Consider the following 23,903-nt stretch of genomic DNA (forward strand, 5'->3'; position numbering starts at 1 on the left):
GACAGGGATGATCGAGGTACTGACGGGGGCTGGCCTGTCGGCCGCCGCGGGGCTCAACGCCTACGTGCCGTTCCTGCTCGTCGCGCTGGTCGCCAGGTTCACCGACATCGTCGCGCTGCCGGCGGGTCTGGCCTGGATGGAGAGCGGTTGGGCCATCGGCATCGGCTCGGTCCTCCTGCTCACGGAGGTCGTCCTGGACAAGATCCCGGCCGTCGACACGGTCAACGACGCGGTCCAGACGTTCATCCGTCCGAGCATGGGCGGGCTGATGTTCGCTGCGTCGTCGGCCGCCCGCGACGTCGACCAGTCCTCGTGGATGGCGGACAACCCATGGGTCGGCGTCGTTCTCGGCATCGTCGTCTCCGGCCTCGTCCATGCGGGGAAGGCCACCGCCCGCCCGGCGATCGACGCCGGCACGCTCGGCGCCGGCGCACCGGTCGTCTCGACGGTGGAGGACACCGCCTCCGTGGGCCTGAGCCTGGCCGCGCTCTTCGCGCCGGTCCTCGTCATCGTCGGCCTCGTGTTCCTGGCGGTCGTGCTCATCAAGCTGATGCTCGTCGTGCGCCGGTGGCGTCGCCGTCGAGGGCCCCGGGAGGCGCCCGTCGCCTGAGCGCGGGCCAGGCCGTCAGCCGATGAGCCGCCCGGCCAGCGCGTGCTCGACGCCGAGGGCAGCGCCTGCACCCCCGAGGATCTGCTGGAGCAGGTCCCGGGGTCGGGGGTAGTCGGGACCCAGTGCCTCGAGGTAGCGGTCATGGGCGGACAAGGAAGCGACCGCCTCCTCGAAGTGCCCGGACACGTCGATGGCGTGGGTCGGCTCCGGGTCGGCCAGGATGAGCAGCTGCCCGGCCTGCCACGGCTCCAGCCCCTCCTCGACGAGTCCCGGGAAGATCCAGCGGTTGCCGGCGTCGGCCTTCGCGTCGAGGGTGGCGAGGCCGACCGCCCGGTGGTCCGCCTGGTTGACGAAGCCGCCGGGGAAGTAGGGCGCAAAGGTGGACGTGACGACGAGGTGGGGCCGGCGGATCCGGATCTCGCGAGCGATGGCGCGCCGGAGGGGGAGGCCGTACTCCACGACGCCGTCGCGGAACTCGTCGAGGAACTGCACGACCGAGACCCCGACCTCCTCGGCACCGTCGCGCTCCTCCTGCTCACGGACCGGTCCCGCCTCGTGCGGGGGCATGGTGTCGATGCCGGCCTCCCCGCGGGTCACGAGCAGGTAGGTCACGGTCTTGCCCGCCTTGACCCACTTGTCCACGGCTGCGGTCGTGCCGTACTCGAGGTCGTCGGGGTGCGCAGCGACGCAGAGCACGCGGTCGAAGGTGGAGTCGTCCAGGGGCTCGAGCTCGGGAGTGGTGGCCATGAGCCAACTATGCCGGTCGCCAGCCGGCCAGGCTCATCACCGCAACGTTCGTGGCGTCGGCGAGCGCGTCGTCCGAGTGCCCCGAGAGCTGCCTCAGCAGGACCTCGCGTGTCACGCTCGTGCCGGCGTCGAGCCCGTCGGAGCCCAGGGCCGTGAGGCGAGCGGCGCGGTCGGCGAGCCGGCCGGCGGTCGCCGCGAGCGCCATGACGCGCAGGGCCCTGGCAGGGGTGTCGTCTGGCAGGCCCCAGCCGTGGCTGTCCAGCGCGGCCTCGGCCTCGGAGCGTCCTGCGCCGCTCCAGGGGGCGCCACCGACGCGCTCGAACGCCTCGGTCAGCTCGCGGAGCCCGGTGAGCAGGGTGCGCTCCACGTCCCGGAGGTCGATCATCTCCAGCCGGTGCCGGGGCACCGGCTGGGCGTCGTGCGCGAACCAGTCGGCCCGCCACCCGGTGTCGCCCTCGGGGCCGAACGGGGCGACGGTGGGGATGAGCAGGCCCCCGATCGAGGGCACGAACACACACTCGCCGGCCTCGGCAGCCAGCGCCGCCGCCGGGACCGAGCACCGCGGCATACGGCTGGTGTCTCCCGGTCGGGGGAGCGCGACGAAGAGGGCGCGCTCGCCGAGGTCCCGCCACACGTCGAGGCGACCGAGGTCCCCGGCGACATGGTCGAGGTCGGGGAAGGACCTCGCCAGGGCGTCGCTGGGGGAGACCGCGCCGTTCCACGCAGCGGTGACCCAGAGGGCGAGACGCACGGACGCGGGGAGCTCGGACATCAGGCGACATCGTAGGTGCCGAGGAGTGGCCACCCAACGGGTGAGCCGTCGCGGATGACCGGGCGACGTGGCATAGGGTCGGGGCCATGAGCGATGTCCTCGCCCTTGCCGGCGTCTCCGTCAGGAGGGGCACCACGACGCTCCTCGACGACGTGACGTGGGAGGTCGAGGAGGGCGAGCGCTGGGTCGTGCTCGGCCCCAACGGTGCCGGCAAGACGACCCTGCTCCAGGTGGCGGCCGCCCGGATTCACCCGACGAGCGGCGTGGCCGGGATCCTCGGCGAGGTGCTCGGCACGGTCGACGTTTTCGAGCTGCGCCCGCGCATCGGGCTGTCGAGCTCGTCGATGGCCGACCGCATCCCCGGCGACGAGCTCGTCGGCAACGTCGTGGTCACCGCTTCCTACGGAATCGTCGGCCGCTGGCGCGAGCACTACGACCACCTCGACTACGTGCGGGCGATGGAGCTGCTCAAGACCCTCGGGGTCGAGCACCTCGCGGACCGGCACTACCGCACGCTGAGTGAGGGCGAGCGCAAGCGGGTCCAGATCGCCCGGGCGCTGATGACCGACCCCGAGCTGATGCTGCTCGACGAGCCGGCCGCCGGGCTCGACCTCGGTGGCCGAGAGGACCTGGTCCGACGACTCGGCGAGCTGGCCGCCGACACCGAGGCGCCGGCTCTCGTCCTCGTCACTCACCACGTCGAGGAGATCCCGCCCTCCTTCACCGACGTGCTGCTGCTCCGCGAGGGCCGGGTCGTGGCAGCAGGGCCCATTCCGATCACGCTGACGGAGGAGAACCTCTCGCGCACCTTCGGTCTGCCTCTCGTCCTGGAGCAGCACGGCGAGCGGTGGTCGGCGCGGGCCCGGTCGTGACCGATCCGTTAGGTGGCGCAGGTCCCACTGACGGGAACTGAGGCAGAATCGAAGACGTCACACTTGTGACGTATGGGGCGTCGCCCCGCGGGGGCGACCCGGGCCGGCCGGGGCAACGGCCGGAGAAGGTCGGTGCACCGTGTTCGAAGGATATGCCTGGATGGTGTGGCTCGGGGTCGCACTCGTGCTCGTGGCTGTCGAAGCCGCCACCGTCGACTTCACGTTCCTCATGCTGGCCGGCGGCGCGCTCGGCGGTTCGGCCGCCGCTGCGGTCGGAGCGCCCTTCCTCGTCCAGGCGATCGTGGCCGCCATCGTCGCCGTGGTGCTGCTCGTCACCGTCCGACCGTGGCTGAAGCGCCGGTTCACCGTCGAGCAGCACCACCGGATGGGAGCCGAGGCCAACCTCGGCAGATCGGCCTACGTCCTCGACCGGGTCACCAGCTCCAACGGCCGAGTGAAGCTCGCGGGGGAGACGTGGAGCGCTCGGACGACGGGCGACAGCATCGAGCCGGGCGAGGAGGTCGTCGTCGACGCCATCGAGGGCGCCACCGTCGTCGTCAGCCGAGCCCGCATCCTCGGCAGCTGACCCGCCCCGCTCGCACCAGCCACGGCGGGTCGGCCCCGCCCCAGAAGACGCGCGACCCTGCCAGGGATCGCGTTCACCAGAGCAGACGCTCACCACCCAGAGACAGGGAGTAGGTCGTGGACCCGGTACTCATCATCCCGCTGCTGATCATCGCCGTCGCACTCATCATCGTGCTGCGGACGGTGCGCATCGTCCCGCAGCAGACGGCGCAGATCGTCGAGCGCCTCGGGGGTTACAACAAGACACTCACGGCCGGGATCCACTTCCTCGTGCCCTTCGTGGACAAGGTGCGGGCCAACATCGACCTGCGCGAGCAGGTCGTCACGTTCCCGCCCCAGCCCGTGATCACCTCGGACAACCTCGTCGTCAGCATCGACACCGTCATCTACTACTCGGTGATCGACGCCAAGGCAGCCGTCTACGAGATCGCCAACTTCATCCAGGGCATCGAGCAGCTCACCGTGACCACGCTGCGCAACGTCATCGGCTCGCTCGACCTCGAGCAGACCCTGACGAGCCGGGACCAGATCAACGGCCAGCTGCGCGGGGTCCTCGACGAGGCGACGGGCAAGTGGGGCATCCGCGTCAACCGGGTCGAGCTGAAGGCGATCGACCCGCCGCACTCGGTGCAGGACTCGATGGAGCAACAGATGCGCGCCGAGCGAAACCGGCGCGCGGCCATCCTCACGGCCGAGGGCGTCAAGCAGTCCGCCATCCTCACCGCCGAGGGGGAGAAGCAGAGCCAGATCCTCCGGGCGGAGGGTTCGGCGCAGGCGCGGATCCTCGAGGCCCAGGGCCAGGCACGAGCCATCCAGCAGGTGTTCGCCGCGATCCACCGGGGCAAGCCGACCCAGAAGCTGCTCGCCTACCAGTACCTCCAGGTGCTGCCACAGCTCGCCCGTGGTGACTCCAACAAGATGTGGATCGTGCCTTCGGAGCTGACCGACGCCCTCCGAGGCATCGGCGGCGCACTGGGCAGCAACGCCCGTCCCGGCTTCGACGAGGACGACACGTGGGTCGAGCCCGGGACGCCGGACGACGACGCCTTCGCAGAGACCGTCCTCGAGGACCCGGCGAAGGCCCTCGCGGAGGCGCGCGGGCAGGCGGCCCAGGCCAGTGCCGAGTCCACCGAGCACGCCGCGCCCGTGGGTCGTCAGCAGCCGCCGATCCAGCCCCCGGCCGACCAGGTCCCCCCTGCTGCGCCGATGCCGCCGACCGCTCCGATGGCCGGGATGGCGCCGACCTCCGGCGCGGCAGACGCCCCCGCGGGTGCGCCCGCCGCGGCGAGCGCACCGACGGCACCCGTGGAGGACGACGCGCTGCCCGGTCACGACGACGAGGGCACCTCGCCCGCCCGCTGACCACACCAGCCGACACCCGGCCGCCCTGCCCTAGGGTGGCCGGATGTCGTTCTGGTCCGCCGCCGCCATCGCCCTCGCCGGCACGGGTGCCGGAATGATCAACACGATCGTCGGCTCCGGCACCCTGATCACCTTTCCCACCCTGCTCTTCTTCGGGGTCCACCCGCTCGCGGCCAACGTCTCCAACACGGTCGGGCTGGTCGCCGGGGGAGTCACCGGCGCCTGGGGCTACCGCCACGAGCTGACCGGCCAGGCCCCGAGTCTGCGACGGCTCATCCCCCTCTCCTTCCTCGGCTCGGTGGTCGGCGCTGCCCTGCTGCTCGTCCTACCACCGAGCGCGTTCAACGCGATCGTCCCGGCGCTGATCGCTCTCGCCCTCGTGCTCGTGGTGCTCGGCCCCCGGATCCAGGCGTGGGCGGCGCGCGACCGTCACGAGCAGCCGAGCTGGCACGTGCCGGCCATGGCCGGGGGAGTGCTCCTCGCCGGGATGTACGGCGGCTACTTCGGAGCCGCCCAGGGCGTCCTGCTGATGGGACTGTTCAGCGCCCTGAGCGCCGAGCCGCTGCAGCGGCTCAACGGCTACAAGAACGTGCTCGCCCTCATCGTCAACACCGTTGCGGCCCTGCTCTTCGTCGTGTTCGCCCGCGAGCACATCGACTGGCTCGTCGTCGTCCTCATCGCGGCAGGGAGCTTCGTCGGCGGGGTGCTCGGCGCCAGGATCGGCCGACGCATCCCACCCGGCGTGCTCCGGGTCCTGATCGTGACGATCGGCGTCGTCGCCATCGTCAAGCTCATCTGGTTCCCGTGACCGGCGTCCACCTCGCCCTGGGGCTGGCCATCGCGCTCGGGGCGTTGGTCCAGGGGTCGATCGGCTTCGGGATCGCCGTCGTCGCGGCCCCCTTCGTCGTGGTGTGGGCACCTGACGTCATGCCCGTTGCCATCCTCGTCACGAGCCTGTCGGTCCCGGTGGTCCAGCTCCTCCACGGCCCCCGGGAGATTGCGTGGCGAACCCTCACCTGGGCGCTCGTCGGGCGAGCCCTCCTGACGCCGGTCGGCGTCTGGGTCGTCGCCGCCTACTCGACCGACCTCATCGCCGTGCTCGTCGGGGTGCTGCTCCTCATCACCGTCCTCGTGTCCCTGACCCGGTTCGAGATCCACGCGACCGCGGCGAACGCGCTCGTGTCCGGGGCCCTTGCCGGTGTCTCCGGGACAGCAGCATCGATCGGCGGACCGTTCTTCGCGCTCGTGCTCCAGCACGAGGCTCCGGTCCGCCTCCGGGCGACGCTGTCCTGGTTCTTCCTCGTCGGCACCCTCATGGGTCTGGGGGGCCTGTCCGCCGCCGGGCAGGTCGACGCGACCGCCGTCAGCGTCGGGCTGCTCTGGATCCCCTTCGCGCTGCTTGGTTACGCTGCCGCCCAGCCGGTGCGCCGGCTGCTTCCGGGTGGCCGTCTCCGGGGCGCAGTCCTGGCCTTCTGCGCGCTGGCCGGCATCGGAGTGATCGTCCGGGCGCTGGTGTCGTGAGCGCGTGGACCGGTGTCGCCCTCTAGCCTTGCCCGGTGCCGACCCACATCACCGAGGCCTCAGACCCCCGACTCGAGGACTACGTCTCCCTGACGGACGTCGCCCTGCGCAGGCGGGCGGAGCCCGAGCGGGGTCTCTACATCGCCGAGAGCGAGAAGGTGATCCGACGGGCGCTCGCCGCCGGCCACCGACCGCGCTCCCTGCTCATGGCGCAGCGCTGGCTCACCGACCTCGCCGACGTCGTTGCCGAGGCCGAGGCGGACGGTGTCCCGGTCTTCGTGGGGGAGCACGACGTCATCGAGCGGCTCACGGGCTTCCATCTGCACCGCGGAGCGCTCGCGTCGATGCAGCGGCCCGTCCTGCCCGAGGTGACCTCGCTCATCGAGGATGCCCGGCGGGTCATGGTCCTCGAGGACATCGTCGACCACACCAACGTCGGCGCGATCTTCCGCTCGGCTGCTGCTCTCGGCGTCGATGCGGTGCTCGTCACCCCGAGGTGCGCCGACCCGCTCTACCGTCGCTCGATCAGGGTGTCGATGGGCACCGTCTTCCAGGTGCCGTGGACGCGGGTCGACCCGTGGCCCAGCGGGATCGGAGTGCTGCAGCGTTTCGGGTTCACGGTCGCGGCGCTCGCTCTGTCGGCTGACGCCGTCACCCTCGACGAGCTCGAGGCCGACCCACCGGCGAAGGTCGCGCTGGTGCTCGGCGCCGAGGGCGACGGACTCGGGGCGCGCACGGTCGCGGCAGCCGACCTCACCGTCCGGATCCCGATGGCGGGCGGTGTCGACTCCCTCAACGTGGCGGCGGCGTCCGCAGTGGCCATGTGGGCTCTGCGCGTCCGGGACCGGTGACGGCACGCCCGCGGAGTGAGGAGCGGAGTGGTCCGTCAGGCGTGGTCCATGCGCACGAGCCGGTCGATGAGGTGGGCGAGCTCGGCCGCCGGGTGCTCCGTCAGCCCGCCGTGGACCGGCCCCGGTTGGACCACCGTGGACCGTGGGGCGATGATCCAGCCGAACCGCTGGCCCGGCTTGTCCAGGGTCGGCAGGCCCCGTCCCGTCTCGCCGCGGCACAGCGCCCGGATCCGCTCGAGCATCCCGCGGACGCCGGCGGCATCACACATCGGCGCGAACGCGGCCACCCGGGCATCGTCCAGCTCCCAGGCCGCGTCCAGGAAGTCGGCGTCCTGGCAGTAGAGGACGACACCCACGTTGATGAACTCCTCGCGGTCCACGCGGGGGACGAGGCGCAGCACGACGTACTGGTAGGCCTTCACGCGGCGGCCCGCCCGGGCACCCACGCCAGGCTGTCGAGGCGGGCTCCCAGAAGCGTCCGGTAGGCCGCGCGCACCGCGGTGACGTCGGGCAGGTCGTCCGTGGGCTCGAGCCACTCGTCGGGCACCTCGTCCAGCGCAGCACCGACCCGGTCATCGGTGATGAGCTCACGGAGCTCGTCGTGGCGCGCGGCGACGTCACCCGCGACGTCGCGCAGGACATGCTTGGAGGAGTCGAACGCCTGCGCGGCGAACCGGTCCGGCGACGGAGCCCGGCTCGGCCACGAGTGGTGGAAGTAGAGCGCTGCGCCGTGGTCGATGGCGTACGTCCGTCCGTGCCACACGAGCAGGTTGGGGTTCGACCACGTGCGGTCGACGTTGGCAGTGAGGGCATCGAGCCAGATGATGCGCTCCGCGAGGTCGGCTGGTGGTGGTTGGGACCCGTCGTAGCCGAGGGAGCCGGGAAGGAAGTCGACCCCGAGATTGGTGCCGACGGACGCAGTGAGCAGGTCCTGGACCTCCTCGTCCGCCTCGTACTTGGCGATCCGCTCGTCGAGCGAGATGACGGCCAGGTCCGGGACGGGCACGAGGACGGCCCGGGCCAGGGCGGCGACGACGACCTCCGCCACGAGCACCTTGAGCCCCTGCCCGGCGCCCCGGAACTTCATGACGTACGTGCCCTCGTCGCTCGCCTCGACGATCCCGGGTAGGGAGCCGCCCTCCTTGAGAGGGGTGACGTATCGAGTCGCCGTGACGTGTGGCAGCACGCGGACAGCCTAGTGGCCGGGGCCGCGGCTCAGGCCCCGCCGGACTGGCCGCCGTCCACCTGGGGGGCGCGCTCGTCGGCGCGGGAGGCGCGTTGCCAGGCCGACGGCAGCCCCGCCGCGAGGGCGCCGAGGACGACGGCGACGGCGACGAAGGACCACGTGGTCGCACCGCCCGGCGGCAGGGTCCACGCGGCGAGGGCGGCCGCGGCGACGAGGCCCGAGTTGTACATCATGTCATGCAGGGCAAAGGTGCGGCCGAGGAGCGCGTCCGGCACATGCGCCTGCAGCAGGCTGTCGATGCTGATCTTGACCGTCTGGGCGGCGAAGCCGACGACGAGGTTCAGGGCCGAGACGACCCACGGGTTGAGCCACGGTGCCAGCGCGAGCGTGGTGATCGCGGAGATCCCGAGCGCTCGGGTCGCGAACGGGACCGGGCGCCAGCGGGTGGCCAGCCAGGGCGTGACGACGGCGGCCATGCCGAAGCCGCTTGCTGCAGCCGCGGCGGCGAGGCCGAACCCGAGCACGTCGCCCCCCCGCTCCGGGTCCGGGCCGGCGAACGGGCCGCGAAACAGCAGCAGGGTCTGGAGCAGGACGTAGCCGAGGGGCAGCCGCGAGAGGAAGACGAGGCCGAGCAGCAGCCTCGCCCGCCGGGGCAGCGTGCGCGCCGCGTCGCTCAGGTCCCGGCCGACCTGTCGGAGGACGTCCGTCGCCGGTAGAGCGGCGCGCGGGATGTCCGGACCGATGAACGGCAACCGCGCCGCAGCCCAGGCGGCCGAGAGCACCCCGCCCGCAGCCACGAGGACGACCACGGCGTCGCTGGCCAGCGCGCTGACCACGCCGCCCGCGACACCTCCGAGGAAGTACGCGACCGAGCCGGAGGTCGGAGCGACCGCGTTGCCGCTGACGAGGTGCTCGCGCGCGACGACGTGGGGCAGGCCCGTCGAGAATCCCGCCAGGACGAACCGGTTGACCGAGAAGACGAGCAGGACGACCAGGAAGAAGCCGAGGCCGAGCGAACCGAGCAGGATGAGTCCGCCGACCCCGGCCATGACCCCGGCCCGGACGAACTGACCCGCCACGAGGACCCGACGACGTGGCCAGCGGTCGAGCACGGTGCCGGCGAACGGGCCAAGGACGCTGTAGGGCAGCAGGACGACGGCGAAGGCGGCCGCAATCGTGGTGGGGTCGGCGTTCTGTTCAGGGTTGAAGAGCACATGGCTGGCGAGCGCCACCTGGAACACACCATCGCTGCCCTGCGAGGTGATCCTGGCCAGGAAGAGGCGCCGGAACCCGGGGAGCCCCAGCAACATGACCAGAGCTCGCAGGAACGTCACGCCGTCAGCGTAGGGGTGCCCCCCTCAGCTGGGCCAAGGGCCGAGAGACTGCTCGTCCGTTGCGTCGGGCGGCGCGCGGGTAGGGCTCAGGAGAGACCGTCCCGGGTGTCCGGCCCGGTCCGCAGATGCCCACCCCGAGGGAGGCCACGTGAGCTCGTCCGAGTCGATCGCCGCCGGGCGCGGGACCGCGCCGTCCGAGCTCGTCCTCGTGCGGCACGCGCAGAGCGTGGGGAACGTCGCCGACGAGGCGGCCCGGCGGCAGCGCCTGAGCCGGCTGGAGCTGACGACCCGCGATGCCGACACCCCGCTGTCCGACGTGGGCGAGGAGCAGGCCGCTGCGCTGGGTGCGTACGTGACGGGCCTGGACGCGGACCGCCACCCCGACATCGTGCTGACCTCGCCCTACGCGCGGGCCGAGATGACGGCCGAGATCGCCCTTGCCGGGCTCGACGCGGTCACGGTGCAGCGAGACGAACGTCTCCGGGAGCGGGACCTCGGCGCGTTCGACGGGATGACGGGCCTGGGGATCCGCGAGGCGTTCCCCGACGAGGCGAAGCGGCGGAGCACCATGGGCAAGCTCTACTACCGACCCCCGGGTGGAGAGAGCTGGACCGACGTCGCGCTGCGGATCCGGAGCGTCCTGTCGGACATCCGGCAGGACTACGTGGGCAAGCGCGTCTGGGTCTTCACCCACCAGGCGGTGATCATGAGCTTCCGGCTCGTCATCGAGGGACTGGACGAGACCAAGCTCCTGGAGATCGACCGGGAGATCCCACTCGCGAACTGCTCCCTCACGACCTATCGCGGCCAGGGCGGCACCCTGCAGCTCGCCGAGTTCGCCGCCACCGACCATCTTCAGGCGCGGGAGGTCTCCGAGACCCACGAGCGGCCCCACACGGATCGGGGCGGGATCGATGCCTGAGGGACGGTCAGCCGGTGACGGACCACGCCCCGGACCGAGGGCTGCGAGGCCCCGGGCCGAGGTGACGATCACGCCCGGAGTGCTGCGGGACTGGCCGCTCCCGGACCCCGGTGGGGACAAGCACCAGAAGGGGCGGATCCTCATCGTCGGCGGCGGCGCGCAGACGCCCGGCGCCGTGCTGCTCGCCGCGGAGGCGGCGCTCCGGGTGGGCGCCGGAACGCTGCAGATGGCCACCGTGCGAAGCACGGCCCCACTGGTGTCGACCGCCGTGCCGGAGGCCTTCGTCGAGGGCCTGCCCGAGGAGGCCGACGGTGACATCGCCCCCGAGGCCGCCGATCGCGTCCTCGAGCTCGCTGCGTCAGCCGACGCCGTCCTGCTCGGACCGGGCATCATGGCGCCCGGGGCGGCCACGGCCCTGCTGGAGCGGGTCGTCCCCCGCCTTGACACTGCCGTGCTCGTCGATGCCCTCGGCATGGCCTACCTCACCGAGCACCGGGACGGGGTCCGACACCTCGCCGGCCGAGCGCTGCTCACCCCCAATGCCAGGGAGCTTGCCGAGACGCTGGGTGAGCAGATCGACGATCCCTCCGACGAGGATCTGCGTGCCATGGCGGCCCGGCTCGCCGTCGAGACCGGAGCCGTCGTGCTCGGCGGTGCCGCCACCTCCTTCGTGGCGACCCCGGACGGGACGGTCTGGCGCAACGAGTCGGGAGCGCCGGGGATGGCCGCCTCGGGATCCGGGGACGCCAAGGCCGGTGCCATCGCCGGCCTGCTCGCTCGAGGAGCCGGCCCGGCACAGGCGGCCGTCTGGGGCGCCTTCCTCCACGGGCGAGCGGGCGAGCGTCTCACCGCGGCCGTCGGGCGCGTCGGCTTCCTCGCGCGCGAACTGGTCCGCGAGCTGCCTGCGGCCCTCGCCGAGATCGAGGTCTGAGCAGGTGCCCCGCCGGCTCCCTCGCCCGTGTGGTCGATGGCACGTCGAGGGCACGGTCGATGGCATGGTCCGTGGCATGCAGAAGGCCCCGGGTCTCTGCGTGCAGAGACCCGGGGCCTGACTGGTGTCGAGGGGGGGACTTGAACCCCCACGCCCGTTAAGGGCACTAGCACCTCAAGCTAGCGCGTCTGCCATTCCGCCACCCCGACAAGGTGATGTCCAAGGGGCCCGACGTTCCCGAGGGGATCCCTTGCGGCGAGGTGAAACGGTAGCACGGCCCCCCGCCAAAAGACCAAACCGCCCGTGGGCACCCAGCGGGCCCAGCGGCATACGCTGACGCCATGACGTCCCACCCTGCGAAGGACACGTCCCTGACGGCCCCGACCGACCCGGCTGACCGGACCGCTGAGCCGACCGCGGAGGAGGAGGTCACCCGGATCTGCCGGGAGCTGATCCGGATCGACTCGTCGAACTACGGTGACGGCAGCGGTCCGGGGGAGCGGGCGGCAGCCGAGTACGTCATGGCCGAGCTCGCCGAGGTCGGCCTCGAGGCAGACCTCCTCGAGAGCCGGCCCGGACGCGCGACGGTGGTGCTCCGTCTCGAGGGATCGGACCCGTCCCGACCGGGGCTCGCCGTGCACGGGCACCTCGACGTCGTGCCGGCCACCGCGGCCGACTGGCAGGTCGACCCGTTCGCCGCCGAGGAGCGCGACGGCTGCATCTGGGGCCGCGGCGCCGTGGACATGAAGGACATGGACGCGATGATCCTGGCCAACCTGCGCGAGTTCGCCCGGACCGGCACCCGGCCCGCGAGGACGACGACGTTCGTCTTCTTCGCCGACGAGGAGGCCGGAGGAGTCCACGGCAGCCACTGGCTCGTCGAACGTCACCCACAGTGGTTCGAGGGCGTGAACGAGGCGATCAGCGAGGTCGGCGGCTACAGCGTCACCGTGCCCACACCCGACGGTGAGCGGCGGGCCTACCTGCTCCAGACCGCGGAGAAGGGCATCCTCTGGCTGCGCCTGCACGCCCACGGCCGCGCAGGGCACGGGTCGGTGCCCAACGAGGAGAACGCCATCGTCCGGCTCGCCGCCGCCATCGGGCGCATCGCCACCCACGAGTGGCCCCGCGAGTACATCGCCTCGGTCAAGCAGCTCCTCGACGGCATGAGTGCGCTGACCCAGCAGCCGTATGCCGCTGGGCTCGACCCGCTCCTCGGTTCCCTCCGCGGCGCGCAGGGTTTCGTGCGCGCCACGCTCCAGGACACGGCCAACGTGACGATGCTCGACGGCGGGTACAAGCACAACGTCATCCCGCAGTCAGCATCCGCTGCCGTCGACTGCCGCTACCTCCCGGGTCACGAGGAGTCGCTGCTCACCACGATCCGCGAGCTCGCAGGTGAGCACGTCGAGGTCGAGGTGGTCCACCGGGACATCGCCCTCGAGGCGCCGTGGGAGGGCGACCTCGTGGAGGCGATGAAGCAGTCGCTGCTTCGCGCCGACCCCGGCGCCACCGTGCTGCCCTACTGCCTCTCGGGTGGCACCGACAACAAGGCCCTGGCGACGCTCGGGATCACGGGTTACGGCTTCGCGCCGCTGCGACTGCCGGCCGACCTGGACTTCGCGCCGATGTTCCACGGGATCGACGAGCGCGTCCCGGTCGACTCGCTCCGCTTCGGGGCACGTGTGCTCGGCGACTTCCTGCGCACCTGCTGAGAGAGTCCCGCTCAGGCGGTCCGCTCGACGCGCATCACCTTCCGACGCAGCCAGACGCGGTGGACCCCGCCCTCGTAACGGACCGACCGCGCGAGCTCCCACCGGCCGTACTCCGCGTGCTCCCGCACCGCCTGTCGTCGAGCAGCCTTCGGCGTGTGCCGGTCGAAGGTCAGGACGCGGTACTCGTAGCGGAGGTCAGGATCGCTCATCGCCGACATTGTGACATCACGGCGACCACACGGCCGGGAGCCGTGAGGTACCGTCGCACGGTCCGGTCCAGGGGGATCGGGGGAAGCCCGTCCCACGGGCACTCAAGTCCCAGGAGGGGACCATGCTGAAAAGGACCCGCCGGTTCACGGCGGCCGCCATCGTCCTGCCCGCGGCGCTGCTCACGGCGTGCGGGTCGACGGAATCGCCCGCTCCGAGCGCCACCGCGACGGCAGGCAGCACGTCGGCCGCGCCGACGACCACGACGACTCCGGCCGCTCAGGGTCACGCTGACAAGGACTCGTTCATCGCGGCCCTGAAGGCCGGCAGCACCCAGATGACCACCGCGCACGTCGAGATGGTGATGGAGGCGCAGGGCCAGACGATCACCATGGCCGGTGACACGAAGATGGACGGTAAGAGCCCGGCGATGCAGATGTCCATCGACATGGGCGCAGCCATGAGCCTGGACATGATCCTGCTCGACAGCGTCCTCTACCTCAAGGGCGTGCCAGGCGTGGACGCGAAGAAGTGGGCCAAGGTCGCAGTCACGGGAGAGATGGCCAAGGAGTTCGAGAAGTCGCTCCAGCAGGCGGACCCCTCCAAGCTCGCCGAGTCCTACGAGCAGGCCATCACCGACGTCACGTTCGTCGGCCCCCAGACCGTCGACGGGGAGAGCCTGCAGCAGTACGAGGTCACCATGGACACGAAGGCGCTCGGCGACACCCTCCCCGACGACGCAGCGTCGCTCCCCGACACCATCACGTACGACATGTGGCTCGACGACGAGGATCGCATCCGACAGGTCATCTACTCCGTCGCAGGCATCGACGCCCAGATGAAGATGAGCAACTACGGTGAGCCCGTGGAGATCTCGGCTCCCAAGGCGGCCGACGTCGTCGAGGTCCCCAACTCCTGACGAGCTCACGTCGAGCAGCCGGTCAACGGCTCGCGAACGTTCTCGACGTTCGCGAGCCGTCGCTGGTCAGGGTGGTCCATTTGGTGGGGTCTTTCGGTGTCATCGCACTCGCAGGTCGACTACGGTCGAGTCATGACCGTGGAGCCCCGCGCCGCCCTCGAGCGGCTCATCACAGCGCTCGAACGTCACTACGAGGCGGCCGGGTCGACCAAGGACCCCGACCACCCGCTCGTCGCCGCGGCGGCGCAGGACCTCGCCGAGGCATTCGACGACTACGACGAGGCGCTGTTCGACGCCACCGAGGTGGCCACGCCGCTCGCCGTCTACGGTGACGACTTCGACGGTCACGAGGACGAGGAGGACTCCGACGGGGTCTACGTCGGGCTCGATCCCGATGAGTACGACGACGACGGCGACGACGAGGACGAGGACGAGGAGGACCTCGACGACGACGAGGACGACGAGGACGACGACGAGGACGACGACGAGGACGACGACCTCGAGTACGACGACGAGGACGACCTCGACGACGAGGACGAAGTGGACGAGGGGCTGCCCGGCGACCAGGCCGGCGGTCGGGGTGGGGCGTCGGGCGACGGCGCCTAGCTCGCTCGCGGCCTCATCGCTCGCCCGACACGTCGTCGAGCGCCTCGACGATCTCCGGTGGCAGGGTCAGCTCGAGACTGGCCAGTGCGGACCGCAGCTGTGCCCCGGTGCGGGCGCCGACGATGGGCGCGGTGACGCCCGGACGGTCCCGCACCCAGGCGAGCGCGACCTCGGTCGGCGTGACGCCCAGTCCTTTGGCCGCCATGACGACGGCCTCGGCGACGCGCATGCTGTGCTCGTCGAGGAACCGCTCGGCGAACGCGGGGAAGTCCGGCGACGTCGCCCGCGACCCCGCGGGCACGCCTGAGCGGTACTTGCCGGTGAGGACGCCCCGACCGAGAGGTGACCAGGCGAGGACACCGAAGCCGAGGGACTCAGCAGCTGGGAGGACGTCGCTCTCGGCCTCGCGCTCCAGCAAGGAATACTGGATCTCGTTCAGCACCAATGGAATTCGTGCTGCTTCGAGGAGGCTGAGCGCCCGCGCAGCCTGCCACCCGGAGTAGTTGGAGACGCCCACGTAACGGGCGCGACCGGTGGTGAGCGCCCACTCGAGGGCGGACAGTGTCTCGGACAGCGGCACCTCGTCGGACCAGGTGTGGGCGAGCCACACGTCGACATGGTCGGTTCGGAGGCGCTGCAGTGAGCTGTCGAGCTGCTGCATCAGGGCCCTGCGGGAGACGTCGACCCGGCGTTCGTCACCGACCCGATGGATGCCGGCCTTGGTGCAGATGACGAGGTCATCCCTCGGGACGACGTGGTCGAGCATGTCGCCGAGGCACCTCTCGGCGTCGCCACCCCCGTAGCCGTAGGCCGTGTCGACGAGCTGGCAGCCGGCGTCCAGGAAGGCGCGGACGTGGTCGGTGGCCTCGTGCCGGTCGACCGAGTTGCCCCACGTCATCGTCCCCAGGGCGAGGGGGGCCACCCGAAGGCCGGAGGAGCCGACACGTCTGTGCATGGAGCAGCACGGTAGTCGCTCGGAGGACCGGGCCGCCGCGTCGGCACGCCGGTGTCCGGGGACCGGCAAGCCGCTAGCCTCCCCCCATGCGACTGGGAGTCAACCTCGGGTACTGGGACCGCGCCACGGCTGCCCACGACATGGTGGCCATCGCCAAGGAGGCGGACCGCCTCGGCTACGACAGCCTCTGGGTCGCCGAGGCCTACGGCTCGGATGCGCCCTCGATGCTGGCCTGGATCGGGGCGCTCACGGAGCGGATCCACCTCGGCTCGGCGGTGATGCAGATACCCGCCCGGACGCCCGCGATGACGGGGATGACGGCGGCGACGATCGACACGATGTCAGGCGGCCGTTTCCGGCTCGGCCTCGGCGTCTCGGGCCCACAGGTCAGCGAGGGCTGGCACGGCGTCCGGTTCACCAGCCCGCTGGGTCGCACGCGCGACTACGTCGACATCGTCCGTGCCGTGCTGCGACGGGAGCGGGTCACCCATCCCGGTCCGCACTACGAGCTGCCCCTGCCGGACGGACCGGGCAAGGCGCTCAAGCTCGGCTCCCGCCCACTCCGCAGCGAGGTCCCCGTCTACCTCGCGGCCGTGGGCCCGAGGAACCTTGCCCTGACCGGGGAGATCGCCGATGGGTGGCTGGCGATCTTCCTGAGCCCAGCGCACGCCCGCGAGGAGATCCGCACCATAGCCGAGGCACGTCGCGCAGCGGGCCGAGGAACGCCGACGGACCCGATGGCTGGGTTCGACGTCGTGTCCTCCACGCCTGTCGTCCTCGTCGAGGACGTCCGAGCCGCCGCTGACCACCTCCGCGACTACTGCGCCCTCTACATCGGCGGCATGGGCTCCCGTGAGCAGAACTTCTACAACCGGCTCGCCTGCAGGATGGGCTTCGAGGAGGAGGCCGCGCGGATCCAGGACCTCTACCTCGCCGGGCAGCATCGAGAGGCAGCGGCCGCCGTGCCGATCGAGTTCATCGACGAGACCGCCCTCCTCGGGTCCCCGCAGCGGGTGGCGCAGCGGCTCCGGCGTTACGAGGAAGCCGGCGTCACGACGTTGGCGGTGGCGACCGGTGGGAGGATGACCCGTGACCAGGCCACGGCGACGTTGGCCGTCGTGGCGCAGCTCCACGGAGTCCGCGAGGGATGACGTCTCGACCAGCCGGGTCGTTGGGCCGGTCGGGTCGGGCTAGGCTGCACCACTGTGCCCAGCGGCGAGCTGATGCTGGCCCGGCGGGCACTCCGGCGTCCGTCCACCCAGAAGGTTTCGTGAATCGTGGCTGACCTGAGCTACCTCGACGCAGTCATCCTCGGCGTCGTGGAGGGCCTGACCGAGTACCTCCCCGTCTCGTCGACGGGCCACCTCACCATCACCGAGAAGCTGCTCGGGCTCGAGGTCGACGACCCAGCGGTCACTGCCTACACCGCAGTGATCCAGCTGGGCGCCATCGCGGCGACCCTGATCTACTTCTTCGCCGACATCGTCCGGTTCGCGCGCGCCTGGTTCCGGGGGCTGTCGTCAGCAGAAGGCCGTCGGGACCCCGACTACGGGCTCGCCTGGGCGGTGGTCATCGGGTCGCTGCCCGTCGGTCTCGTGGGGTTCGTCGGGCGCGACCTCATCGAGGGCGGCCTGCGCAGCCTCTGGGTCGTCGCGGCGGCCCTGGTGCTCTGGAGCGCCGTCATGGTCGTGGCCGAGCGGGTGCACACCACCTACGAGCGGAGGGACGCCGTCCGGGGCGAGCACTCCGTCACGCCGATGGACGGCTTGGTCATCGGTCTGGTCCAGTGCTTCTCCCTGATCCCCGGGGTCTCCCGTTCGGGTGCGACGATCTCAGCCGGGCTGGTCCGCGGGATCGACCGGGTCACCGCCACCAGGCTCAGCTTCTTCCTGGCGATCCCGGCTCTCACCGCGGCCGGCATCTTCCAGGCGGTCGAGCAGCGGTCGGCGCTGGGTGCGCTCGGACTCGGCCCGATGGCGGTCGGTCTCGTCGTGGCCTTCGTCGTCGCGTACGCGTCGATCGCCTGGCTGCTGCGATTCGTCGCGTCCAACAGCCTGCTGTCCTTCGTCTGGTACCGGGTCGGCCTCGGCCTCCTCCTCGCCGTCGCCCTGATGGCCAGCTGGATCTCGGCCACCTAGGAGGAGCTCCTGGCGAGCCCCCTGGCTGCCCGGCCCGCGCGGGATCCCGACCTTGCCAGCGCCGACTCAGAGCCGACTCAGAGCCGACTAAGAGTCGACTCAGAGCCAGCCGGAGCGCTTGAACCTCGTCCAGAGGAACACGCACGCTGCACCGGTGAGGGCGAGAACGACGAAGTAGCCGTAGTAGTACTCGGTCCCGCCGACATTGACACTCGCAACGAGCTCGGGCATGACCGCGAAGTTCATCCCGTAGACACCGGCGACCATGGTGGGGATCGCGGCGATGGCGACCCAGGCAGAGATCTTGCGCATGTCGGAGTTCTGCTGCACGGAGACGCTGGCGAGGTGGGCCGAGAGGATGTCGGTCAGCAGCCGGTCGTAGGCCTCGATGTGGTCGTTGACATGGCGCAGGTGGTCGGCGACGTCCCGGAACAGGTGCCGCACATCGACGTGGAGCTCGCGGCCACCTCCGCGGTCCATGTACATCCCCAGTGCGTCCGCGAGCGGCCAGCTCGCTCGCTTGAACTCGAGGACCTCGCGCTTGAGCCGGTAGATGGCGTTCGCGTCACCGGCCCCGTCCTCGGCGAGGACCTGGGCCTCGATGTCGTCGAGGTCGACATTGAGCTCCCGGTCGACGTAGACGTAGTTGTCGACGACCGAGTCCATCACCGCGTGGAGGACGGCCAGCGGACCGTGCTCGAGCCGGTCCGGCTCGAGCTCGAGACGTTGTCGCACGTCCCGGAGGGGATTGCCCTCGCCACGTCGCACCGTGACGACGAAGCGGTCGCCGATGAACAGCATGACCTCGCCGGTCTCGATGTCGCTCGTCTCGTCGATGTAGCGCAGCGTCTTGAGGACCACGAACACCGATCCCTCGTACTGCTCGATCTTGGCGCGCTGGTTGCCCTTGACGGCGTCCTCGACGGCCAGCGGGTGGAGCCCGAGCTCGCTGTTGACGAGGGCGAACTCGTCGTCGGTCGGGTCCTTCAACCCGATCCAGAGAAAACCCTCCGCGCCGGCACGCAGGCGCCCCAGCTCGTCGCTGAGGTCACCGCACTCGACGCGCTCCCCGCGCCGGTAGATGGCCTGGTCCACGATCACAGCCCTACTTCACCACAGCCAGGAGGCGTATGCCGCTGGGTTGCGACGGCGCGTCTACGCTGGCCGGGTGCCCACCGTCCTCTTCGTGCGCCACGGCCGATCGAGCGCCAACACCGCGGGCCTGCTCGCGGGGTGGGCCCCTGGTGTCTTCCTCGACGAGACGGGGGAGGCCCAGGCGAGCCGGGTTGGGGCCTCGATCGCGGCCGCGGGTCTCCAGGTCGTCGAGCTGGTCTCGTCGCCGCTCGACCGCTGTCTGCAGACCGCCGACCTCATCGCCCGTGAGCTCGACTCGCTGCCCCGGTCCGTTCATCCGGGCCTGGGGGAGTGCCACTACGGGGCGTGGACCGGACGGTCGATCCGCGACCTCGTCTCGGAGCCGCTGTGGGAGGTCGTCCAGGACCGGCCGAGTGAGGCGCGGTTCCCTCCGTCCGAGGCCTATTCGTCCGAGTCGATCGCAGACGTCCAGGACCGGGCTCTGCGGGCGGTGCGTGAGACGGATGCGCACGTGCTCGAGCGCCATGGCCCGGAGGCGGTCTGGGTGGCCGTGTCCCACGGTGACGTCATCAAGGCCGTGCTGGCGCATGCCGCGGGCGCTCACCTCGATGACTTCCAGCGCTTCGTCGTCGACCCCGGGTCCGTCAGTGTGGTGCGCTACACCTCGCGCCGGCCCTTCCTGCTCCGGCTCAACGATGTCGGCGGGGACCTGAGCCCGCTGCGGCCCACGACCGCGCCGGGGCGTGACGGTGATGCCGAGATCGGGGGCGGCGCCGGGGCCCCCTCGGCCGCCGGTGTCGGTGGCGACGACGCCTCAGGTGAGGCTCGCGAGGTCGGATAGGGTCGACGGCATGACCTTCCAGGACTTCGACCCCGTCACGCGCTTCGTCGCGGGCACGGTCGGGCCTGCCGGCAACCGGACCTTCTACCTGCAGGCCACGGATGGTCGGCGCGTCGTCACCGTCGCGGTCGAGAAGCAGCAGGTCTCGATCCTCGCCGACCGCATCAACGACGTCCTCGACCAGCTTGCGCCGGCGGCGGCGATCGAGCCGGGCCAGCCGGGTGGCGCCGCCGAGGACACGGACCCCCTGGAGACCCCGTTCGAGGAGGACTGGCGCGTCCAGACCCTCTCCCTGGCGTGGGACGAGGAGCACCAGCGGCTCGTCATCGAGTGCCACGACCACGACCCCGACGAGCTGCCGGAAGGTGCTGCCGACCCGGCGGGCGACCCGGACGAGCTCGAGGGTTCGCCGTTCGCGCGCAACTCCTTGCGGGTGTCGCTCGACCCGGTGCAGGCCCGAGCGTTTGCCCGGCGCACGCTGACGATCGTCCGGGCCGGGCGACCCCCGTGCCCCTTCTGCGGCGGCCCCCTCGACCCGACGGGGCACATCTGCCCGCGGGCCAATGGCTACCGTCGCTGAGGGAGGGTTCCCGGAGGTCGGGGGCACGCCACGTGACGCCGCACTGCTCGGCGACCTGGAGGTCGTCGGTCGGCTCGCAGCCTCCTCCAACGTCGCGGTGCTCGTTCGCCTGCTCGCTGCGGACGACGCCTACGCCATCTACAAACCGGTTCGTGGCGAGCAGCCGCTGTGGGACTTCCCGGAGGGCACGCTCGCCGGGCGCGAGGTCGCCGCTCATCTCGTCTCCGAGGCGGGGGGCTGGCACCTCGTCCCCGCCACGGTCCTGCGCGACGGGCCGCTCGGCGCCGGATCGGTGCAGCGGTGGGTCGGCGATCCCTTCACACCCCTTCCGGACGACCAGGTCGTGGACCTCGCGCCCGCCGGCTCGGTGCCGCCGGGATGGCTGCCGACCTTCTCCGCGGAGACCTCGACCGGCGAGCCCGTCACGGTGGTCCACGCCGCCACCGACGACGTGCGAGCCCTGGCCGTGCTGGACGCAGTCATCAACAACTCCGACCGCAAGGGGTCCCACTGCCTCCGGGACGCGGCCGGCCGGCTCTGGGCCATCGACCACGGCGTCACGTTCCACGCCACCCCGAAGCTCCGGACGGTCCTCTGGGGCTGGTCCGGCGATCCCTTGACCGATGCTGACCTCGGCCGCCTCGAGCGGCTGCGCGACGCCCTGGACGACCCGGCTGTCGGCTTGGCAGAGGCCCTCGAGACGCTGCTGCCCCACACCGATGTCCTCGCCCTTCGCGAGCGGGTGGCCCGCCTGCTGCGGCTCCGGCGACACCCCCGGCCGAGCCCCGGCTGGCCGGCCGTCCCCTGGCCCCCGCTCTGAGAGGGGGCGCAGGAGGGCGCCCGTCGCCGGATAGAGTCTGCGCGTGAAGAGTTGGCCCGCACCGTTCGTCCCGCAGGTCCCAGGTCGATCACCTGAGGTCCGAGTGAGGGACACGGTCTCCGGCGAGCTCGTTCCGGCCGCTGTGAGCGGATCTGCCTCGGTGTACGTGTGCGGGATCACCCCCTACGACGCGACCCACCTCGGCCACGCAGCCACCTACGTCACCTTCGACCTGCTGGTCCGGGCACTGCGCGACAGCGGCGTGCCCGTCCGATACGTGCAGAACATCACCGACATCGACGATCCTCTGCTCGAGCGCGCAGAGCGCGACGGTATCGGGTGGGAGGAGCTGGCCACCCGGGAGATCGGCCTCTTCCGTGAGGACATGACAGCCTTGGCCGTCCTCCCACCGGACGAGTACCTCGGCGCCGTCGAGAGCATCCCGACGTTCATCGCACCCATCGAGCAGCTGCTCGCGTCGGGCGACGCCTACCAGGTGCCTGCCGCGGATGCATCCCGGAACGGTGCGCACGACGTGTACTTCGACGTCAGCCGGGACCCGAAGTTCGGCTCGGTCAGCCAGCTCGACGAGCTCGGCATGCTCGATGTCTTCGCCGAGCGGGGAGGTGACCCCGAGCGAGAGGGCAAGCGCAACCGGCTCGACCCGCTCCTGTGGCGTGCGCACCGCGAGGGAGAGCCGGAGTGGGACGGTGGTCAGCTCGGGCCGGGCCGTCCGGGCTGGCACATCGAGTGCGCGTGCATCGCCTGCTCCCGCCTCGGCCTCCCCATCGACGTCCAGGGCGGCGGGACGGACCTCATCTTCCCCCACCACGAGATGAGCGCCGCGCACGCCCGCGCCTTCAGCGGCACCGCGACGTTCGCGCGGGCCTACGTCCATCAGGGCATGGTGGGCCTCGACGGCGAGAAGATGAGCAAGAGCAGAGGCAACCTCGTCTTCGTCTCGCAGCTGCGCCGCGACGGCGTCGACCCCATGGCGATCCGGCTCGCACTCCTGGCCAGGCACCACGCAAGCGACTGGATGTGGCACGACGGCGACCTCACGGCTGCCCAGCAGCGCCTCGCCACCTGGCGTGAAGCCGTGTCCGGCAACGGCGGGCCCGGCGCCGACGCGACGGTCGAGGAGGTGCGCTCAGCGCTGGCCGACGACCTCGACAGCCCGCGGGCCCTCGCCGCCGTGGACCGTTGGGCCACCGAGTCCCTCACGCGAGGCGGCGACGACCCCGGTGCCCCTGGCGTTCTGGCCCGCGCCCTCGACGCGCTTCTGGGCGTCCGGCTCTGACCAGCGAGAGGAAGCTCGAGACCTCCGCGTCGGCACCACCGACCGACGCACGGCACGACCGACCCACGCCAGGAGGAGGCGCTCCTGCTCCCGTGGTCAGGCCCGCCCGCCCTGGTCGTTGTCGCGACCGCGCAGGTAGCGCTCGAACTCACGCGCGATGGCATCCCCCGACGCCTCCGGCAGCTGGGCGGTGTCCTGGGCCTCCTCGAGCGACTGGACGTACTCTGCGACCTCCTCGTCGGACTGCGCGAGCTCGTCGACGCCCCGCTCCCACGCCCGGGCGCTCTCCTCGAGCTCGCCGTGCGGGATGGTCACCCCGAGCAGGGACTCGATCCGGCGGAGCAGACTCAGCGTCGCCTTCGGGGACGGCGACCCGCCTGCGTAGTGCGGCACCGCCGCCCACGCGGACACCGTCGGCACCCCTGCGTCGCTCGCCGTCGTGCTCAGCACCCCGACGATGCCGGTCGGGCCCTCGTAGCGGCTGGCCTCCACGTCGAACCGATGAATCGCCGCCTCGTCCTCCGCTGTCGCGGTGACCGGAATGGGTCGGGTGTGGGGGACGTCGGCCAGCAGCGCACCGATGGTCACGATCGTCGACACCCCGAGCTGCTGGGCGAGATCGAGCAGCTCCACCGAGAAGGCCCGCCAGCGCATCGAGGGCTCGATCCCCTGGATGAGCACGACGTCCCGGTCGAAGCCGGTCTCCGTCGCGACGAGGACCCGCGTCGTCGGCCATGACACCACGCGCCTGCCCTCCTCGAGGGCCACTCTCGGCCGGTTGACCTGGAAGTCGTAGTAGTCCTCGGGGTCGAACGCTGCGACGAGCTCCGCGTCCCACGCCTCGGCCAGGTGGCGGACCACCGCGCTCGCGGCCTCACCGGCGTCGTTCCATCCCTCGAAAGCCGCGATGAGCACAGGGTCGACGAGATCCGGGACGTCCTCGAACTCCAGCACGTGGCCTCCTCTCACCGCGGGGCGAAGGTGCCCCCGCCTCTCACCTTATGCCGGGGATGGGGCGCATCACAGGAACCGTG

The 23,903-nt window shown here is 71.4% G+C and carries 27 protein-coding genes and 1 tRNA gene; 18 read left to right on the forward strand and 10 right to left on the reverse strand.

All coding sequences use genetic code 11. The features are described from left to right. Positions 1-7: 7 nt before the first annotated feature. Positions 8-610, forward strand: coding sequence for a DUF4126 domain-containing protein (locus tag ABWV20_RS12930; RefSeq protein ID WP_353355640.1), 603 nt, complete (start codon positions 8-10; stop codon positions 608-610). Positions 611-625: 15 nt separating this feature from the next. On the opposite strand, the gene ABWV20_RS12935 is transcribed toward ABWV20_RS12930, so the two are convergent. After that, entirely contained in the window at positions 626-1,357 is a 732-nt protein-coding gene (locus tag ABWV20_RS12935) for a PIG-L deacetylase family protein (protein ID WP_353355642.1), read from the reverse strand. A 7-nt stretch (positions 1,358-1,364) separates the two neighbouring features. Further along, positions 1,365-2,129, reverse strand: coding sequence for an Rv1486c family protein (locus ABWV20_RS12940; RefSeq protein ID WP_353355644.1), 765 nt, complete (start codon positions 2,127-2,129; stop codon positions 1,365-1,367). An 86-nt stretch (positions 2,130-2,215) separates the two neighbouring features. On the opposite strand from ABWV20_RS12940, the gene ABWV20_RS12945 reads away from it, so the two are divergent. From ABWV20_RS12945 to ABWV20_RS12970, 6 genes are all read left to right on the forward strand, one after another. Next, positions 2,216-3,001: an ABC transporter ATP-binding protein gene (locus ABWV20_RS12945; RefSeq protein ID WP_353355646.1), complete on the forward strand. Its 786-nt coding sequence runs from the start codon at positions 2,216-2,218 to the stop codon at positions 2,999-3,001. Between the two features lie 139 nt (positions 3,002-3,140). Further along, positions 3,141-3,587: an NfeD family protein gene (locus tag ABWV20_RS12950; RefSeq protein ID WP_353355648.1), complete on the forward strand. Its 447-nt coding sequence runs from the start codon at positions 3,141-3,143 to the stop codon at positions 3,585-3,587. A 116-nt stretch (positions 3,588-3,703) separates the two neighbouring features. Beyond that, positions 3,704-4,948: an SPFH domain-containing protein gene (locus ABWV20_RS12955; RefSeq protein ID WP_353355650.1), complete on the forward strand. Its 1,245-nt coding sequence runs from the start codon at positions 3,704-3,706 to the stop codon at positions 4,946-4,948. A 43-nt stretch (positions 4,949-4,991) separates the two neighbouring features. Further along, positions 4,992-5,756: a sulfite exporter TauE/SafE family protein gene (locus tag ABWV20_RS12960; protein WP_353355652.1), complete on the forward strand. Its 765-nt coding sequence runs from the start codon at positions 4,992-4,994 to the stop codon at positions 5,754-5,756. Continuing rightward, positions 5,753-6,469, forward strand: coding sequence for a sulfite exporter TauE/SafE family protein (locus tag ABWV20_RS12965; RefSeq protein ID WP_353355654.1), 717 nt, complete (start codon positions 5,753-5,755; stop codon positions 6,467-6,469). Before ABWV20_RS12960 ends, ABWV20_RS12965 begins: the two co-directional genes overlap by 4 nt. Before the next feature lie 35 nt (positions 6,470-6,504). Beyond that, positions 6,505-7,320: a TrmH family RNA methyltransferase gene (locus ABWV20_RS12970; protein WP_353355656.1), complete on the forward strand. Its 816-nt coding sequence runs from the start codon at positions 6,505-6,507 to the stop codon at positions 7,318-7,320. 35 nt (positions 7,321-7,355) lie between these two features. On the opposite strand, the gene ABWV20_RS12975 is transcribed toward ABWV20_RS12970, so the two are convergent. Genes ABWV20_RS12975 through ABWV20_RS12985 form a run of 3 tightly spaced genes read right to left on the reverse strand, consistent with a single transcriptional unit; the run spans position 7,356 to position 9,840 of the window. Further along, on the reverse strand, positions 7,356-7,742 hold the full coding sequence (locus ABWV20_RS12975; protein WP_353355658.1) for a DUF3037 domain-containing protein: 387 nt from the start codon (positions 7,740-7,742) through the stop codon (positions 7,356-7,358). After that, a complete protein-coding gene (locus ABWV20_RS12980; protein ID WP_353355660.1) occupies positions 7,739-8,506 on the reverse strand; it encodes a HipA family kinase in 768 nt (255 codons plus the stop codon). The genes ABWV20_RS12975 and ABWV20_RS12980 overlap by 4 nt, the downstream gene beginning before the upstream one ends. A 29-nt stretch (positions 8,507-8,535) precedes the next feature. Continuing rightward, complete coding sequence (locus ABWV20_RS12985; protein WP_353355662.1) at positions 8,536-9,840, reverse strand: MFS transporter; 1,305 nt, start codon at positions 9,838-9,840, stop codon at positions 8,536-8,538. 148 nt (positions 9,841-9,988) lie between these two features. Between ABWV20_RS12985 and ABWV20_RS12990 the strand changes: the two genes are divergently transcribed. Together ABWV20_RS12990 and ABWV20_RS12995 are read left to right on the forward strand one after the other, a co-directional pair. After that, the gene (locus ABWV20_RS12990) at positions 9,989-10,762 is read left to right on the forward strand and encodes a histidine phosphatase family protein (RefSeq protein WP_353355664.1); all 774 of its coding nucleotides are present in this window, start codon (positions 9,989-9,991) and stop codon (positions 10,760-10,762) included. Between the two features lie 61 nt (positions 10,763-10,823). Beyond that, positions 10,824-11,693 (forward strand): NAD(P)H-hydrate dehydratase, encoded by an 870-nt coding sequence (locus ABWV20_RS12995; RefSeq protein ID WP_353355666.1) that lies wholly within the window; start codon positions 10,824-10,826, stop codon positions 11,691-11,693. A 122-nt stretch (positions 11,694-11,815) separates the two neighbouring features. On the opposite strand, the gene ABWV20_RS13000 is transcribed toward ABWV20_RS12995, so the two are convergent. Beyond that, a tRNA-Leu gene (locus ABWV20_RS13000) sits at positions 11,816-11,902 on the reverse strand. A gap of 132 nt (positions 11,903-12,034) precedes the next feature. Between ABWV20_RS13000 and ABWV20_RS13005 the strand changes: the two genes are divergently transcribed. Continuing rightward, a complete protein-coding gene (locus tag ABWV20_RS13005; RefSeq protein WP_353355668.1) occupies positions 12,035-13,408 on the forward strand; it encodes a M20/M25/M40 family metallo-hydrolase in 1,374 nt (457 codons plus the stop codon). A gap of 11 nt (positions 13,409-13,419) precedes the next feature. Here ABWV20_RS13005 and ABWV20_RS13010 read toward each other — a convergent pair whose 3' ends face one another. After that, positions 13,420-13,626, reverse strand: a complete 207-nt coding sequence (locus ABWV20_RS13010) for a DUF5703 family protein (protein WP_353355670.1) — start codon at positions 13,624-13,626, stop codon at positions 13,420-13,422. A gap of 113 nt (positions 13,627-13,739) precedes the next feature. Between ABWV20_RS13010 and ABWV20_RS13015 the strand changes: the two genes are divergently transcribed. Continuing rightward, a complete protein-coding gene (locus tag ABWV20_RS13015; RefSeq protein ID WP_353355672.1) occupies positions 13,740-14,534 on the forward strand; it encodes an SCO4651 family lipoprotein in 795 nt (264 codons plus the stop codon). Positions 14,535-14,666: 132 nt separating this feature from the next. Continuing rightward, positions 14,667-15,140 carry a hypothetical protein gene (locus tag ABWV20_RS13020; protein ID WP_353355674.1) on the forward strand — a complete coding sequence of 158 codons (474 nt, stop codon included), beginning with the start codon at positions 14,667-14,669 and terminating at the stop codon, positions 15,138-15,140. A gap of 13 nt (positions 15,141-15,153) precedes the next feature. Here the strand turns inward: ABWV20_RS13020 and ABWV20_RS13025 are convergent, their stop codons facing one another. After that, on the reverse strand, positions 15,154-16,095 hold the full coding sequence (locus tag ABWV20_RS13025) for an aldo/keto reductase (protein WP_353355676.1): 942 nt from the start codon (positions 16,093-16,095) through the stop codon (positions 15,154-15,156). A gap of 86 nt (positions 16,096-16,181) precedes the next feature. Between ABWV20_RS13025 and ABWV20_RS13030 the strand changes: the two genes are divergently transcribed. Together ABWV20_RS13030 and ABWV20_RS13035 are read left to right on the forward strand one after the other, a co-directional pair. Beyond that, the gene (locus tag ABWV20_RS13030; protein ID WP_353355678.1) at positions 16,182-17,246 is read left to right on the forward strand and encodes an LLM class F420-dependent oxidoreductase; all 1,065 of its coding nucleotides are present in this window, start codon (positions 16,182-16,184) and stop codon (positions 17,244-17,246) included. A gap of 126 nt (positions 17,247-17,372) precedes the next feature. Further along, complete coding sequence (locus tag ABWV20_RS13035; RefSeq protein WP_353355680.1) at positions 17,373-18,233, forward strand: undecaprenyl-diphosphate phosphatase; 861 nt, start codon at positions 17,373-17,375, stop codon at positions 18,231-18,233. Between the two features lie 99 nt (positions 18,234-18,332). Here the strand turns inward: ABWV20_RS13035 and ABWV20_RS13040 are convergent, their stop codons facing one another. Beyond that, positions 18,333-19,334, reverse strand: coding sequence for a magnesium and cobalt transport protein CorA (locus ABWV20_RS13040; protein WP_353355682.1), 1,002 nt, complete (start codon positions 19,332-19,334; stop codon positions 18,333-18,335). A 67-nt stretch (positions 19,335-19,401) separates the two neighbouring features. Between ABWV20_RS13040 and ABWV20_RS13045 the strand changes: the two genes are divergently transcribed. From ABWV20_RS13045 to mshC, 4 genes are read left to right on the forward strand one after another with little or no spacing between them, the layout of a single operon-like run. Next, the gene (locus ABWV20_RS13045; protein WP_353355684.1) at positions 19,402-20,169 is read left to right on the forward strand and encodes an MSMEG_4193 family putative phosphomutase; all 768 of its coding nucleotides are present in this window, start codon (positions 19,402-19,404) and stop codon (positions 20,167-20,169) included. A gap of 10 nt (positions 20,170-20,179) precedes the next feature. Beyond that, positions 20,180-20,749, forward strand: coding sequence for a DUF3090 domain-containing protein (locus ABWV20_RS13050; protein ID WP_353355686.1), 570 nt, complete (start codon positions 20,180-20,182; stop codon positions 20,747-20,749). Next, the gene (locus ABWV20_RS13055; RefSeq protein ID WP_353355688.1) at positions 20,733-21,569 is read left to right on the forward strand and encodes an SCO1664 family protein; all 837 of its coding nucleotides are present in this window, start codon (positions 20,733-20,735) and stop codon (positions 21,567-21,569) included. The genes ABWV20_RS13050 and ABWV20_RS13055 overlap by 17 nt, the downstream gene beginning before the upstream one ends. A 43-nt stretch (positions 21,570-21,612) precedes the next feature. Next, complete coding sequence (gene mshC, locus ABWV20_RS13060; RefSeq protein WP_353355690.1) at positions 21,613-22,869, forward strand: cysteine--1-D-myo-inosityl 2-amino-2-deoxy-alpha-D-glucopyranoside ligase; 1,257 nt, start codon at positions 21,613-21,615, stop codon at positions 22,867-22,869. 96 nt (positions 22,870-22,965) lie between these two features. Here the strand turns inward: mshC and ABWV20_RS13065 are convergent, their stop codons facing one another. Further along, positions 22,966-23,823 carry a PAC2 family protein gene (locus ABWV20_RS13065; RefSeq protein ID WP_353355692.1) on the reverse strand — a complete coding sequence of 286 codons (858 nt, stop codon included), beginning with the start codon at positions 23,821-23,823 and terminating at the stop codon, positions 22,966-22,968. Positions 23,824-23,903: the final 80 nt, after the last annotated feature.

The sequence above is a fragment of the Intrasporangium sp. DVR genome (assembly GCF_040365325.1).
GTDB lineage: Bacteria > Actinomycetota > Actinomycetes > Actinomycetales > Dermatophilaceae > Intrasporangium.